Annotated in this window: 14 protein-coding genes; 10 read left to right on the forward strand and 4 right to left on the reverse strand. The window is 38.7% G+C overall.

Annotated elements, in window-relative coordinates:
* Positions 1 to 27 precede the first annotated feature (27 nt).
* Entirely contained in the window at positions 28 to 387 is a 360-nt protein-coding gene (locus tag HDE68_RS04975; protein WP_183879497.1) for a DUF4180 domain-containing protein, read from the reverse strand.
* A gap of 53 nt (positions 388 to 440) precedes the next feature.
* Here HDE68_RS04975 and HDE68_RS04980 point away from each other — a divergent pair, with 53 nt between their 5' ends.
* Positions 441 to 1,142 (forward strand): hypothetical protein, encoded by a 702-nt coding sequence (locus tag HDE68_RS04980; RefSeq protein WP_183879499.1) that lies wholly within the window; start codon positions 441 to 443, stop codon positions 1,140 to 1,142.
* 107 nt (positions 1,143 to 1,249) lie between these two features.
* Here HDE68_RS04980 and efp read toward each other — a convergent pair whose 3' ends face one another.
* On the reverse strand, positions 1,250 to 1,810 hold the full coding sequence (gene efp, locus HDE68_RS04985; RefSeq protein ID WP_183879501.1) for an elongation factor P: 561 nt from the start codon (positions 1,808 to 1,810) through the stop codon (positions 1,250 to 1,252).
* A gap of 280 nt (positions 1,811 to 2,090) precedes the next feature.
* Here efp and HDE68_RS04990 point away from each other — a divergent pair, with 280 nt between their 5' ends.
* Together HDE68_RS04990 and HDE68_RS04995 are read left to right on the forward strand one after the other, a co-directional pair.
* Entirely contained in the window at positions 2,091 to 3,335 is a 1,245-nt protein-coding gene (locus tag HDE68_RS04990; protein WP_183879503.1) for a DUF2252 domain-containing protein, read from the forward strand.
* Positions 3,336 to 3,489: 154 nt separating this feature from the next.
* A complete protein-coding gene (locus HDE68_RS04995; protein WP_183879505.1) occupies positions 3,490 to 5,625 on the forward strand; it encodes a catalase in 2,136 nt (711 codons plus the stop codon).
* On the opposite strand, the gene HDE68_RS05000 is transcribed toward HDE68_RS04995, so the two are convergent.
* Complete coding sequence (locus tag HDE68_RS05000) at positions 5,622 to 6,116, reverse strand: ankyrin repeat domain-containing protein (RefSeq protein WP_183879507.1); 495 nt, start codon at positions 6,114 to 6,116, stop codon at positions 5,622 to 5,624. The genes HDE68_RS04995 and HDE68_RS05000 overlap by 4 nt on opposite strands.
* A 90-nt stretch (positions 6,117 to 6,206) precedes the next feature.
* Here HDE68_RS05000 and HDE68_RS05005 point away from each other — a divergent pair, with 90 nt between their 5' ends.
* From HDE68_RS05005 to HDE68_RS05035, 7 genes are all read left to right on the forward strand, one after another.
* Positions 6,207 to 6,758 (forward strand): Crp/Fnr family transcriptional regulator, encoded by a 552-nt coding sequence (locus HDE68_RS05005; RefSeq protein ID WP_183879509.1) that lies wholly within the window; start codon positions 6,207 to 6,209, stop codon positions 6,756 to 6,758.
* A gap of 64 nt (positions 6,759 to 6,822) precedes the next feature.
* Positions 6,823 to 7,266: an acyl-CoA thioesterase gene (locus HDE68_RS05010; RefSeq protein WP_183879511.1), complete on the forward strand. Its 444-nt coding sequence runs from the start codon at positions 6,823 to 6,825 to the stop codon at positions 7,264 to 7,266.
* A gap of 67 nt (positions 7,267 to 7,333) precedes the next feature.
* Positions 7,334 to 8,734 (forward strand): TolC family protein, encoded by a 1,401-nt coding sequence (locus HDE68_RS05015; RefSeq protein WP_183879513.1) that lies wholly within the window; start codon positions 7,334 to 7,336, stop codon positions 8,732 to 8,734.
* 15 nt (positions 8,735 to 8,749) lie between these two features.
* Positions 8,750 to 9,736 (forward strand): HlyD family secretion protein, encoded by a 987-nt coding sequence (locus HDE68_RS05020; RefSeq protein WP_183879515.1) that lies wholly within the window; start codon positions 8,750 to 8,752, stop codon positions 9,734 to 9,736.
* A gap of 19 nt (positions 9,737 to 9,755) precedes the next feature.
* Complete coding sequence (locus HDE68_RS05025) at positions 9,756 to 10,961, forward strand: ABC transporter permease (protein ID WP_183879517.1); 1,206 nt, start codon at positions 9,756 to 9,758, stop codon at positions 10,959 to 10,961.
* Positions 10,958 to 12,136 carry an ABC transporter permease gene (locus HDE68_RS05030; protein WP_183879519.1) on the forward strand — a complete coding sequence of 393 codons (1,179 nt, stop codon included), beginning with the start codon at positions 10,958 to 10,960 and terminating at the stop codon, positions 12,134 to 12,136. Before HDE68_RS05025 ends, HDE68_RS05030 begins: the two co-directional genes overlap by 4 nt.
* A gap of 64 nt (positions 12,137 to 12,200) precedes the next feature.
* The gene (locus HDE68_RS05035; RefSeq protein ID WP_183879521.1) at positions 12,201 to 12,620 is read left to right on the forward strand and encodes a hypothetical protein; all 420 of its coding nucleotides are present in this window, start codon (positions 12,201 to 12,203) and stop codon (positions 12,618 to 12,620) included.
* Here HDE68_RS05035 and HDE68_RS05040 read toward each other — a convergent pair.
* Positions 12,617 to 14,107: a DUF4932 domain-containing protein gene (locus HDE68_RS05040; RefSeq protein WP_183879523.1), complete on the reverse strand. Its 1,491-nt coding sequence runs from the start codon at positions 14,105 to 14,107 to the stop codon at positions 12,617 to 12,619. The two genes, HDE68_RS05035 and HDE68_RS05040, sit on opposite strands and share 4 nt — an antisense overlap.
* Positions 14,108 to 14,203 lie beyond the last annotated feature (96 nt).

The raw sequence follows: 14,203 nt of genomic DNA on the forward strand, positions 1-14,203 counted from the left end.
AGCTCATGAATTGAGGTAATTATTATATTATCCGGAGAGTTTTTCAAGGGCTTCTTCCAGAGAATCCAGAAAGTTGATTTGTCTTCCATTATTACTTTCGTAAATGAAATCCTGAATACTTTTACCAGGATATTTTGCGAAGTCTCCAATAATCACAAGCCTTACCCTGTAATTAGAGAATTTCTGGAGAATCTCACCTGCAATACCTGTTTTCAGCTCAAAGAAAGCTGGGGTAATATTTTGCTCCCGGACAATGATCTTATCAAAATCCTGATAGTAGAGGTCTACTAACAATTGAAGTCCGTCTTCGGGCGTTTGAATCAGAATCCCATCTGAAATTACTTCTGCTATTTGAGTTTGATTAACCTGATGAGTTGTTATCTCCATTTTAAGGCTGAATTACTAAGATTTTTATAAATTTATAGATTAAATTTAACCTTATGAAGAAGAATACGATTTTGCTTTTTTTGCTATTTGCAGTGACCAATACTTTTGCCCAGGTAAAGACTCAATATTTTGATGAAGACTGGAACCCTGTTGCTAAAGAGGATATGGTTTATTACCGGCCTGAACCTAAAGCGGTCAATGGAAAATATCTTTTTAAGGATTATTATAAATCAGGTAAACTACAGTTTGAAGGGCTTTCTTTATCTAAAACTGAAGAAAAGTTTGATGGGGAAGTTAAATATTTTGGAGAGAACGGAAAGATTAGTGGAACGTCAATCTTTAAAAATGGGGTTTTGAACGGTTCTGCGAAAACATATTTTGAAGATGGAAGACTCAGACAGGATGCACTTATGAAAGATGGAGAGGAACAGACTGCGACAGTTTATACTTATAAAGGAACAGAAATAGAAGGTAGCCCGACGCTTTACGATCTGATTACAGTATTTGAAAAAGAAGAACGGGTTAAACAAATAATTTATGATGGTAATCTGAAAGGGATCAGACAGGAAGACTATTTTCATGAAGGTAAAGCCAAATATTTTGGTCCGGATGGCAAACTGCTGGGAGAAATAATTTTTGATCTGTATGGGAACCCTAATAATGGAACTATGGTCGAATATGATTTTAACCCGATGAAAGTTTCGCATAAACGTTTCTTTGCAGATGGGAAAGAACAGGTAATGGAGCAGATTTAAAAGCAGCGGCTTGTTTGCCTGGCATTAGTGCTAAAAAAAAAATACCCGGTCTTTCAGGACCGGGTATTTTTTTTTAGCTTTTTTATGAAGCTGAATGGTGAATTATTTTATTTCACACGTTCAACATATTCTCCCGTACGGGTATCTACTTTTACTTTATCACCTTCGTTTACAAACAATGGTACTTTAATTTCTATTCCAATTTCTGTTGTAGCATATTTCAATGCACCAGAAGAAGTATCACCTTTAACCGCTGGTTCAGCATAAGTAATTGCTAATTCCACAAAGTTTGGTGCCTGAGCCATAATTGGTTCTTCACTTTCAAAAGAAACGATTACATCCATTCCTTCTTTGATGAATTTTGCAGCTGGTCCGAATAATGCTTTCGCAACATTAAACTGCTCAAAAGTAACATTGTCCATTACGACAAAATAGTCACCTTCTTCATATAAGTATTGGAAATCGCTGGTTTCTACACGGCAAATTTCAACCTGCTCGTCAGTTGCTAAACGGGCCTCTACAATTTTCCCGGTTTTAATATTGCGAAACTTTCCTAAATAAAAAGCCCCACCTTTACCTGGTGTACGATGCAGGATTTCTGTAACTGTTACCAGTTCGCCGTTGAAACGTAAAATATTTCCTACTTTGATTTCGGATGCCTTTGCCATAAAAATATAATTGTAAAATTTGACTCCAAATATATGTGCTTTTTTTGTGTATTTATAGTTCGAACGTATAAGTTGTTAATCTTTCGGGTTTTAAGATTATCCTTTAAAGCATTTCGTAGCTGCTTATTTGAACTCAATATTGGCTTGCGGAATTGTTAAACGCTTTGATTTGTAGTTATTTATGTTTATTTCCGGCTAATTTCAAAACCATTTTTGAATCTGATGGTTAACAGCTAATCAATCTTTAAATCATGTCAGATAAAAAAAAGGGTGTTAAGCTATGAGCTTATCCGAAAGAATAATTGGCTCTAATCAAGGGCTGCTGGCCGAAATGGTACAATTAAAGTACACAGCCATGAGTGAAAATGCCTTCCGGTTTTTCAGAGGGACCTGTGAACTCTTTTATCAGGACCTGAAGCTGTTCAAACAACTTCCTGCATCGCCTCTGGCCTGGATTTGCGGTGACCTGCATGTAGAAAATTTTGGCAGCTATAAAGCTGACAATGATCAGGTGTATTTTGATCTGAATGATTTTGATGAAGCATTGCTTGCACCTGTTGCCTTCGAGCTGGTCAGGATGCTGACCAGTATCTTTCTTTGCTTTGATTTTTTGGAGCTGGAAGAGGTTAAAGCGATGAATATGGTGCAGGTTTTTCTAAAGAACTATGCTGTGGTTCTGACTACGGGTAAAGCCCTGGCTATTGAACCCAGAATAGCAAAGGGCATTGTAAATACGTTTTTACAGGCAGTTTGTAAAAGAAAGCAGTCGAGGATTCTGGAGAAACGAACTGAAGTCAGAAAAAGAAAGGTGGTTATCTCACTTAAGGATGAGCGTCATTTTGAGCTGGAAGAAGAGTTTAAAAAGGAATTGACCGGTCATTTAACAGACTGGATTAAACTGCACAATAAAAGCCCTTATAACTATAAAGTTAAAGATGCGGTATTCCGGCTTGCAGGTACGGGCAGTGTGGGTACAAAAAGGTTTATGTTTTTATTGGAGAGTGAGTTGAAAAGAGGTAAGTACCTGATTATTGATATGAAACAGTCACAGCCATCGGCATTGATCCCTTTTGTTAAGGTAAAGCAGCCTATATGGGCCACAGAGTCTGAAAGGGTGGTTTTTGCACAGGAGCTTTGTCAGCATATGCCTTGTGCGCTGCTGAGCCATACTAATTTTAAGGGAGATAGTTATGTGATTAAAGAAATGCAGCCTACTGAAGATAAGATTAAGTTCCGTTTGATCCAGGATCAGTACAGGGATATTTACCAGGTGATTGACGATATGGCTTCTTTAACTGCTTATTCTCATCTCAGAAGTTCGGGTAGAAAAGGTTCAGCAATAGCTGATGAGCTGATTGAATTCGGTCAGCAGCAAGACTGGCAGGAGCAACTGATTGATTATGCCTTTAATTATTCCAAAAGGGTTAAAAAGGATTACAAAATATTTAAACAGGGATATGAGTCCGGGATTTATTCCAAAGGAAAGATCACAAATACACCTTTTGTGGTTTTCAGCGATAAGTAAGTTAATTATATAATACAGTTGATTATCAATTATCATAAACATTTAAGGTGGCAGTTTGTTCCGGTTCAAAATAAGCCAAAACTAAGTTTTTAAGGCTTGTCCAGCGGATTGAAACCATTCCTGCAATAATTAATAATGATAAAAATATCGCCTTATGAAAAAACCAACAGTATCAAAAGTAATTTCAAAGAATGAAGACCTCTTAATTCATAAAGAGGATGGGTCGGATCAGTTGTTAACTACTAATCAGGGACTAAAAGTTAATGATGATCAGAATTCACTGAAAGCTGGTGAACGTGGCGCTACATTACTGGAAGATTTTATTCTTAGGGAAAAAATCACTCATTTTGATCATGAAAGAATTCCTGAGCGTATTGTACATGCGAGAGGTTCAGGTGCCCATGGTGTATTTGAGTTATATAAATCGCAGTCTGAATACACAAAGGCTGGGTTTTTGAATGACACCAGTATTAAAACCCCGGTTTTCGTCAGGTTTTCAACGGTAGCAGGTTCCAGAGGCTCTACGGATCTGGCCAGAGATGTAAGGGGTTTTTCTGTGAAATTTTATACGCAGGAAGGCATTTATGATTTTGTAGGAAATAACATGCCTGTGTTTTTTATTCAGGACGCGATTAAGTTCCCTGACCTTATCCATGCGGTAAAACCTGAACCTCACCACGAGATGCCCCAGGCTGCATCTGCTCATGATACTTTCTGGGATTTCATCTCGCTCATGCCAGAATCTTCACATATGATTATGTGGTTAATGTCTGACAGGGCTATTCCACGCAGTTATAGAATGATGGAAGGTTTTGGTGTGCATACTTTCCGTTTGATCAATGAAGAAGGTAAATCTCATTTTGTTAAATTTCACTGGAAACCATTATTAGGGGTACATTCTGTAGTTTGGAATGAAGCTTTGAAAATTTCAGGTAATGATCCCGACTTTCATCGCCGTGATCTTTGGGAAGCTATTGAAGCAGGGGCATTTCCTGAATGGGAATTAGGGATTCAGGTGGTTCGGGAAGAAGATGAAAATAAATTTGAATTTGACCTGCTAGATCCGACTAAACTGATTCCTGAAGAACTTGTGCCGGTACAAAGGATAGGGAAAATGACGCTGAACAGAAATCCTGATAACTTCTTTGCAGAGACTGAACAGGTTGCTTTTCACCCCGGACATCTGGTTCCTGGTATTGATTTTACTAACGATCCGCTTTTGCAGGGACGCCTTTTCTCTTATACTGATACACAGCTTTCGAGATTAGGAGGACCGAATTTCCATGAGATCCCAATCAACAGGCCCATATCGCCGGTGCATAACAATCAAAGAGACGGGCATATGCGCCAAACGATTAATACCAGTCGTACCAGTTATCAGCCAAATAGTATTGGTGGAAATTCGCCGCTACAGGCAAAAGTTGCTGAGGGTGGTTTCAGTTCTTATCAGGAAAGGATTGATGCAAAGAAAATCAGAGAACGCAGTGATAGTTTTTTTGATCATTTTAGCCAGGCAACACTTTTCTTTAATAGCCAGTCTGAAACAGAAAAGAATCACCTGGTTGAGGCCCTGCAGTTTGAACTTGGAAAAGTAGAAATTGAAGCGGTTAGAAAACGTATGCTTGGCATTTTAACACAGATTGATCTTACCCTGGCTAAACGTGTAGCTGAAGGTTTAGGTCTTGCTGTACCTTCAGGGCCTGAAAAACCGGTTAATCATGGAGTTCCTGCTGATGGTGATCAACAGCGTTATGAACCGAAGATTGTGAAAAGTACTTTGAAATCGAGCGCAGCACTTAGTATGAAGGATACGCCAAAAAATACGATTAAAAGCAGAAAGATCGCAATCCTGGCAACTGATGGTGTAAACGGTGCTGAACTTGATAATTATAAGAAAACTTTAGAGGCCGCAGGGGCAATGACAAAAATTGTGGCTACACATAACGGGCATATCAATGATGATGCAGGTAAACCTGTTAAAGTAGATTTTACCTTTTTGACAACTGCATCTGTTTTATTTGATGCGGTATATGTGCCTGGAGGTAAAAAATCTGTTGATGCATTGAGTGCGGAAGCTGATGCAATTCACTTTGTTGAAGAGGCTTTCAGACATTGTAAAGCTATTGCAGCGACTAAAGAAGGCGTTCAGTTTTTAGGGCTTTCTAAAATACCTGTTAAAGGTAAAAACGATGCTGGAGTAGTACTGGACAAAACTGTAAAAGATTTTGAAAAAGCAATACAGCAGCATCGTTTCTGGGAACGTGAAAAAGCAGCAAAAATACCTGCTTAGTTTCCTTTATAAGCTACATCTTGTTCCAGCAGGGAAATGGCAATATCATTTCCCTGCTGTGCTGCAAGATCAAATACGGATAATCCCCTGGAATCAAGTATGGTCTTATCAGCTCCATGTTCTAAGAGCAATTTTAACAATTCATTTCTTCCAAACATAGCAGCAAACATCAATGCTGTTCCTCCGTTACCATGCTGAAGATTCAGATCTGCGCCGTGATGAATTAACAGTTCGGCTATATTGGGATAACCTTTGAAAGAAACTCCCATTAATGCGGTATTACCGCCGAAATCCTGAAAATTTATATCGGCACCTGCTTCAATTAATAATTTAGCGGCCTCGTATTGATTGTTATAGGCTGCAATAATTAATGGTGAATATCCTTTCTCGTCCTGCACATTTACATTCGGATGGCTTACTAAGAGCTGTTTTAATTGAGCAATATCTCCGGTTCTTGAAGCATTGATCAGTTGATAAGTTTGATTGTCCATTGATCTGATTATTTAAATTGATAAGCAGGAATTTGAACAGCTGAAACAATAAATAGTTTAAACTTGTAAAAATAAACACGATTATTGAATATGACTTTGAATGAATACATCTGCAAAATGTTAAATACTGATGGAAGTTTGCCCTTTCGTACAGTGACTGTAGAGTATGCTAAAAAGTCTGTGATTACCAGTATAGGTCAGGTAGAAAGGAACATTTATTTTCTGCAGCAGGGGATTATAGAAATAGGAATGGAGGCGGAAACCGGTAATAAAATTATTGATTTTTCTTTCTCCGGCGACCTGGTTTCTTCCTATACTTCCTTTTTATCGCAAGAAGCTTCTGATGTTTATCTGTATTGTCTGACAGATTGTATTGTTGAGGTTGTTCCTTATGCGCAGTTACATGAGGCCTATCAAACATCTTTGCTTTCTAATCAGTTTGGCAGACTGGCTACCGAAGCGCTTTATATGAAAAGGGTGAGAAAGGAAAAAGATGCGCTGACAAAAAATGCGGAACAGCGCTATCTTGAACTCATTAAATACAGACCGGAAATGATTAAAGAAATCCCGGTTCACCGGATAGCCAGATATTTGGGTATTCATCCCGAGAGCTTAAGCAGGTTGCGTAAATCAATTTCCTAACATAGGTCAGTATATTAAAAAACTGCTTCAGGTATCTTTGAGAATATAAAAAATCAGAGAGATCATGGTACATTTCCAAAAAAGATTAGCGTTACGCTGGGCAGATTTAGATCCGAATTTTCACCTCAGGCACAGTAGTTATTATGACCTGGCTGCCCAATCCCGTTTAGAGATTTTAGGCGAGCTTGGCCTGACGATGACGGTGATGCAGGAACAGCATTTTGGACCGGTAATTTTCAAAGAGTCCTGTACATTCATGAGGGAAATCAAGTCTGAAGATATCATTTTTATCAATATTAAAGTGGAGAAAATGAGTGCTGATGGGGCTAAATGGTCCATTCTGCAGGAATTTACGGATGATAAAGATAAAGTGAGGGCAATTCTTACTGTGGAAGGTTCATGGATTGATACCAAACTGCGTAAACTGGCCAGGCCAGTTCCTCAGGTTGCACAAGATGCCTTTAATTTATTACCTAAAATAGAAAAAACTTTAAACGATAGTTTTTAAGCTAAAACATTAATCCATAGAAATGGGTTAATTAAGATGTAAATTAGAATTATCGCCGAGATTCCATATGAGAAACTATTACCAAATCCTATTTTCCTGCTTTTTGCTGGTCTCATTTATTGCATTGCCGGCAGTTCGGGCCCAGCAAGTACCAGATCTGGCCACGCTGATGCAGCGTGCAGTCAATAAAGACGTGGAACTGGCCAATAAACAGCTTGATGTTGAACAGAGTAAAGATTCCAGACAGGCTTTATCGGATGCTTATTTACCTCGTGTAAGCAGTCTGGCGAGTTATGCGTACTTAAACAGTACGATTAATGCCAGTTTGCCTTCTTCGACATTTCCTATCTTAAATATTCCTGTCCCGGCGCTGGACGGAACTTTTAATATGCACAATAACACCTGGTTAGCTAATGTAAGTGTAAAAGCATTACTTTTTGATGGATTTAAGATTGGTAATTATAAAAAGGCATTAACTGAAAAGATGAAGGCGCAAACAGTAATCTTAGAAAATGACCGCCAGGAAATTATAGGGAAAGTAAGTGAAACTTACGATATGCTGGCTTTGCTTAAACAGAGTAAAGTGGTACTCGATTATAGTGATAAACAGCTCCAGGCGCAATCTAAAATTGCAGATAAAGCCCTTTCTTATGGTTTAATTACTAAATATGAACATAAAAAGATTGAAGTAGCCCGGGCACAATTACTGGCAAAACTTGCAGAGTATGATGGAAAGAGAAATTTAGTGCTTAAACGCCTGGAGCAACTGACCGGAATCGGGATAGATACACTCCGGCTGATTGATAACAGTCTGGTACCTTATTTAAATGTGGTCCCTAATCAGAATGTGAGTAACCGCCCTGAGTTTGCGGCACTTGAAGCTCAGGATAAGGCCTATAATTATCAGCTAAAGGCTAAAAGAAATCACCTGGTCCCGACAGCCGCTGCTTTTGGTTCTGTATCTTATATGAACTTATCTAATCTTGTTTTTCAAAACAAGGCGGGCACATTAGGGCCAAATACTGGTGATGTGAAATTGCAAATGAACAAATTACAAATGTTCCCCATGTTTATTGCCGGAGTTGGCGTGAAGTGGGATATTTTCGACGGATTTGAAAGTAAGCATGAGATCAAAAAAATAAAGATCGAATTACAGCAGGTAAGAAATAAAAAGGAAGAGGCTAAAGAACTGTTGTCACTCGGTTTGATTAAAGCGAATACTGATTATAGTATTGCCAGTGCTCAGATTGCTGCAAAAGGAAAAGAGAAAGAAGTATCATTTGATGCATTGACGATAGCGACTAAAGAATTCAGAACAGGACTGATCAAACCTGCCGATCTTATTGCTGCAATAACCGATAGTGAAAAAGCAGAATTAGGCTATCTGGAGACTGTATTTAATCAAAGACGTGCAGCTGTTGAAGTACATAAAGCAGCGGGAAACCTGACTATAGACAAATTCAAATAGGGATTTAAATATTTTATGATGATAAACCATACCAGAATCTTATTGCCGCTAAGTCTGATTTTCTTTGGTGTTACCTCTTGTAGCCAGAAAAAATTGGATAATGCCTTTGAAGGAAAAATAAAAAGAGAAACGATAGCTTTTACGACTAAAGTGGCGGGTCGGATATTAAAAATATATGTGAAGGAAGGTGATTTGGTGAAGCGCGGAGATACACTGGCTATGTTAAACTTACCGGAAGTGACGGCGAAAGTTGCTCAGGCACATGGTGTGGTTAAAGCTGCATCTGCACAAAATACGATGGCAGATAACGGGGCTACGCAAAATCAGCTGAAACAGATCCAGGCTAAATATAAAGCGACGTCGGAGCAATTTGCTTTTGCACAGAAATCATTCAGGCGTGCCAGCGCCATGTATGCCGACAGCATGATGGCTCCTCAGGCCTATGATGAGGCTTTTGCGAAATACCAGGGTGCTAAAGCACAGCTGGAGGCTACAACAGCCGAGTTGAATGAAGCGAAAAAGGGACCTCGTTTTGAGACAAAAGAAGCGGCTAAGGGACAGCAGCAACAGGCAGAAGGAGTGTTGCAGGAAGCAGAAGTTGCTTATTCTGAAAGGTATATCATTGCAACTAATGATATGGCTGTAGAAACGATTACTTTGCATGAAGGAGAACTGGCTACGCCAGGTTATGCCATTTTTAGCGGTTATATTCCAAGCAGTACCTGGTTCCGTTTTACGGTGCCGGAAAGTCAGATTTCACAAATCAAAAAGGGGCTGAATGTAACCGTGAAAGTTCCTTATAACCAGGAAACATTTGAAGGTAAAGTGTCCATTATCAAACAAATGCCTAAATATGCGGATATTACTACAGCTTATCCTGATTACAAAATGGATGAGGCTGTTTATGAAATAAAAGTGGTTCCTGAGGATATTAAAAAGTCTGAATTACTGCTTTTTAATGCGGCTGTTTTATTACCCCGCACAGCTGTAACTTCTAAATAAATTCATAGCAATAAGCCTGATGCACCAACGGATAAATAACTTCTTCTTTTTGGTTAAACGTGAGTTTGGCCTGTTTTGGAGCAACAAAATATTTGTGGTCGCATTTCTGATCATGCCTGTTATTCTTGCTTTTTTATTAGGCAATGTTTATATGGATGGGGCAGTGAAAAACCTGAAAATTGTAGTGGTAGATAAAGATAACACCCCAATGAGCAATAAGCTGATTGATATGTTTGCTGAACATCCAACCCTGCATGTTTTAAAGGTAGAACATGAAACAATAGATCTGGATCAAACGATGCTTGATACCCGTGCTATTGCCATTGTGGTGATCCCGGCAAGGTTTGAATCGGACGTATTTAATAAACGCAGCCCCGAGGTGAATACTTATCTGAATATGAGTAATACTGTTGCTGCAGGTGCGGTAGGGACTGCAGTTGCGCAATGTAATGGGACGCTGAATGCCGGAATTGGTATAGAAGCAATGAAAAAATCGGGTTTACCGGCAACGATTGCTGCACAAAGAATACAGCCTTTTCAGCTCAATTTATTTCAGCTGTATAATCCGGGACAAAGTTACCTGGTGTTTTTATGGCCGGCACTGATCTTTTCTATTCTGCATCAATTGCTTTTATTGGCAATGGCTGTTAGTTTTTCGCAGGAAATAGAAAATAATACTTTTAATAAAGCGGGTCTGCTGGGGCGCACAACTTCGGCTTTTCAGTTGATCATAGTGAAGATGTTTCCTTATCTGATCCTCTCTATGCTTACCTTACTGGTTTTCTATTTATTCAGCATTTATTTTAAATTACCCCATCCGGTAAATCCTTGGGTCTTGTTTTTATCACAAATTTTAATGGTCATCAGTACTTGCCTGTTAGGTGGGGTATATAGTCTGATTTTTCCTTCTCAGCTGAAAGCTACAGAACTACTTTTATGTATCGCTTCGCCAGCATTTACGGTGTCTGGTTTTACATGGCCTGCTGATCAGGCCCCTGTAATTCTGGAAGGTTTTAGTAAAATAATCCCTTTAACGCCTTACCTGAAAAGTTTAAGGGCTTTAGTATTGGAAGGGGCAAATATCCATGATGTGATGCCTTTTATTCAGCATCAGCTCATTTTAATAGGGATATATTTCTTATTGAGTTTTATACTGCTCAAGTTGAAGATCAGAAAAAGCCTTAAGGCACCAAAAGAAACACAGGCCACAGCAGAATTATCATGAGCAGACTTAAAAGATTGTTATCATTAACCGGAAGGGAATTCAGATTGTTTAAGAACAATCCGATTATGGTGATGCTGTTTATAGGCGGGCCGGTTTTGTATGGGATTATATTTGGTGCAATGTATCAGAAAGGTAAGTTTACTGATCTGCCTGTGATGGTCGTAGATAAGGATAATTCTGCTATGAGCACCCGGTTTATAGATATGCTCAATGATATGGATGTGTTGAAGGTGGTAGCTGTTAAACACGAGAATGTCGAGATGCGGACAGTTTTAATGAATGATAAAGCCATGGCTGCGGTTATTATTCCGGATGGGTTTGAAGCTGATCTGTTACAAAACAGGAACCCTGAAATCAATGCTTATGTAAATAATGCAAATTTAATGACTTCCAGTTATGTGACCAGAGCTTTGCTTACTGCCGGCGGAACATTGAATGCGGGCATAAAAATAGGGGCTATGCAAAAACAGGGCTTACCTGCTGCGGTAGCGTCAAATCAGTATGAGGCTTTTCATTCTAATATTTTTAAGCTCTATAATCCGGCCTCCAATTATATGATTTATTCATGGCCTTCTTATCTGGCTATTATTCTGCAGACAGTAACTATTGTGGTGATGGCTTTGAGTTTTACCTCCGAATATGAGGCTGGTACTTTTAGCGAATTATTTCAAAAGAGCAAGTCTGTATCTATGATGATGACAATCAAAGTTATTCCTTACTGGATCATTTCTATTGGTCTGGCGGGTATCCTGGCCTGTTTTTATGTGATTTTCAGAGAGCCCTTTCCTAAACATATATTAGATGCAGCAGTGATTTTCTGTTTGTTTATCGCCGCTGCCACCTTTATGGGAATGGTATCAAGTGTTATTTTTAAGACGCAACTGAGGGCAGTACAGTTTTTAATGGTATTGTCTATGACAGTCTATATCGTTTCGGGTTATAGCTGGCCCTTCGATCAGACAGGATGGGCAGCGAGGGTATTTGCTTATGTTTTTCCTATGATGCCCTTTGTAAATGGGTATAGGATTTTATTATTTCAAAGTGGTACACTGGGCGATATCAGTGATTATACAACGATCTTATGTGTTCAGCTTTGTTTTTATGCGCTGTTATCTTATGTGCTTCTGAAAATAAAAACACGGAAGGAAATTAAAGGGGGAGAAGCGGCAGCCTAAATGCAAGGGGGCAAAACTTTTTGAGAGTCCTGATGTTCTTCCTGTGCGATTAATTTAATGCAAAATGGAACAAAGAAAGGTTAATACAGCGCAAACTATTGGTCGTTTATTACTTGGATTAATACTTATTATTGCAGGCGCAGGGCATCTGAGCTGGGCAAGAACTGAGTTTTTGGCGCAGGTTCCTGCATGGATTCCTTTAAACGGAGATTTAGTGGTTGTCCTGTCCGGAATTGTTGAGATTTCTTTTGGTCTTGCTTTGCTGCTCTGGAGTAGCCAGCGTGTAAAGATTGGATGGATAGTTGCCCTGTTTTTTGTACTTGTTTTTCCTGGAAATATCTCTCAGTATGTGAACCATATTAATGCTTTCGGTTTGAACTCTGATTTACTCCGTGGGATCAGATTAGTATTTCAGCCTGTACTGGTGATCTGGGCTTTATGGAGTACAGGAGCATGGAGCGCATGGCGGAAAGAACAACATTAATTGCTTTTAGTTTTGAATTTGATTAAATAATCCTGAAGTGAATATCCTGTGGCAGATTTAAATTTATCGCCGGATAGTATAAATTCATAAGTTGTATCAGGTTTTAATTCCAGTGCTAACCTGCAGGACCTGTTGTTATTCAGGTAACCAACGACTTTGGTAACTCCAAAATGTTCTTTTCCTGATTCACCATAACGTATAGAACCTTTACCGGTTACTTGTCTGTCAAAATTTATCACGATTTCACTTGTTAAAGGGGCAACGTCCTGTTCGCCATTTTTAAAAGGAGATATAGTGGTTACTTTTGGCTGTCTGTCTACATAGGCTGCTTTTATTTTGCTGATATCCCGGGCCGTTTCATTAAAAAAAGTAATGATACGGGGATAAAAGCTTTTAAAATCGGGATATTGGGTTCTCGAAGATTCATATTCTCCCAGCAGAGAAACCAGTTCTTTTGTCCAGATGAAACCTTTATTGGTTTGTAACAGAATTTCGTCTTTTATAACCTGCTGATTGTTTTTATGATCAATCAGATACCTGACAACACATGCTCTTACCAGCGATTCATTGATTAAACTTTTCCAATCCTCATAGGCTTCAAGTTTCATTTCGTTTCTTTGGGCATCTAAAAGAACTTCACTACTGGCAGCAAGTAATTTTGCATTGTCATCCTCATCGAGAATGTGGTTAACAAAGGAATGATTAAATTCGTGTACCAGTGTAGGCAAATAATCATTTTTTAAAAACACAGGATTTCCTGCCTCATCAAAAATCCATGAACCCATAATTGCATAGACAATCTTTTTCTGATCTGCAGGGAATACGTCCGGACCATAATTGGCACCACCATTGGCAAGCCCCAAAACAGTTCTGTAATCAACGCTGTGTTCACCGTAATAATTTAAATACCATTCTGTATCAAAACTGGCTGTTATGTTATTAAATTGATCAGTTGCCTGTTTGTAATTTTCCTGATGATTTTTGAAGAAGATATCAAAAGCAGAGATTTTATAGAAATCATTAAGCAGGTTTACAAATTTTACGGCATCGTCCATAGCCCATTTCCCATCCATACTGTTCTTTGATACTTTGATCAGAGAAAACTTGTTGTCCTTAAATTCAAGGTTTACCACTAGAAACATGACCCTGGAAAAACCCATGCCCTTTTCCTGGCTAAGTTCTCTTGCAAAATTGATGACCGGTTCGTTTTTGTATTTGTCAAAATAATCATGGATATCTTTGATGTAATTCTTGGCAAATTTCATATTATACTCGGGGTTACCTGCAAGCCTGAATATAATACTTACCAGTTCAACTCTTTGATCTACTGTTGATTCAGTTTGACTTTTTTTGATAAAAACGGGTGGTTTTATAAATAGGACCGGCGTTTTTGTAAAAGGCGCAGCTGCTTGATTAAAAGAAGTCTTTGTGCTGGCAACAGAAAATAAACAGGCAGATAACAAGAAAGAGGTAAACGTTAATTTCATGCTGGAATGATTAGAATTTGTATAACCGAAGATATAAAAAATTGAGTAACACAGAACATAATAGCCGATGCAGCCGTTATACTAGAAATAACCTAT

This window comes from Pedobacter cryoconitis (genome assembly GCF_014200605.1).
Classification (GTDB): Bacteria; Bacteroidota; Bacteroidia; order Sphingobacteriales; family Sphingobacteriaceae; genus Pedobacter; species Pedobacter cryoconitis_B.

What these genes read in the sequence shown, in the direction of transcription:
- HDE68_RS05025 (WP_183879517.1), top strand. Translation starts at nt 9,756, where the DNA reads ATGCACCAACGGATAAATAACTTCTTCTTTTTGGTTAAACGTGAGTTT.
- efp (WP_183879501.1), bottom strand. Translation starts at nt 1,810, where the DNA reads ATGGCAAAGGCATCCGAAATCAAAGTAGGAAATATTTTACGTTTCAAC.
- HDE68_RS05015 (WP_183879513.1), top strand. Translation starts at nt 7,334, where the DNA reads ATGAGAAACTATTACCAAATCCTATTTTCCTGCTTTTTGCTGGTCTCA.
- HDE68_RS05040 (WP_183879523.1), bottom strand. Translation starts at nt 14,107, where the DNA reads ATGAAATTAACGTTTACCTCTTTCTTGTTATCTGCCTGTTTATTTTCT.
- HDE68_RS04980 (WP_183879499.1), top strand. Translation starts at nt 441, where the DNA reads ATGAAGAAGAATACGATTTTGCTTTTTTTGCTATTTGCAGTGACCAAT.
- HDE68_RS05010 (WP_183879511.1), top strand. Translation starts at nt 6,823, where the DNA reads ATGGTACATTTCCAAAAAAGATTAGCGTTACGCTGGGCAGATTTAGAT.
- HDE68_RS04990 (WP_183879503.1), top strand. Translation starts at nt 2,091, where the DNA reads ATGAGCTTATCCGAAAGAATAATTGGCTCTAATCAAGGGCTGCTGGCC.
- HDE68_RS04995 (WP_183879505.1), top strand. Translation starts at nt 3,490, where the DNA reads ATGAAAAAACCAACAGTATCAAAAGTAATTTCAAAGAATGAAGACCTC.
- HDE68_RS05020 (WP_183879515.1), top strand. Translation starts at nt 8,750, where the DNA reads ATGATGATAAACCATACCAGAATCTTATTGCCGCTAAGTCTGATTTTC.
- HDE68_RS05030 (WP_183879519.1), top strand. Translation starts at nt 10,958, where the DNA reads ATGAGCAGACTTAAAAGATTGTTATCATTAACCGGAAGGGAATTCAGA.
- HDE68_RS04975 (WP_183879497.1), bottom strand. Translation starts at nt 387, where the DNA reads ATGGAGATAACAACTCATCAGGTTAATCAAACTCAAATAGCAGAAGTA.
- HDE68_RS05000 (WP_183879507.1), bottom strand. Translation starts at nt 6,116, where the DNA reads ATGGACAATCAAACTTATCAACTGATCAATGCTTCAAGAACCGGAGAT.
- HDE68_RS05035 (WP_183879521.1), top strand. Translation starts at nt 12,201, where the DNA reads ATGGAACAAAGAAAGGTTAATACAGCGCAAACTATTGGTCGTTTATTA.
- HDE68_RS05005 (WP_183879509.1), top strand. Translation starts at nt 6,207, where the DNA reads ATGACTTTGAATGAATACATCTGCAAAATGTTAAATACTGATGGAAGT.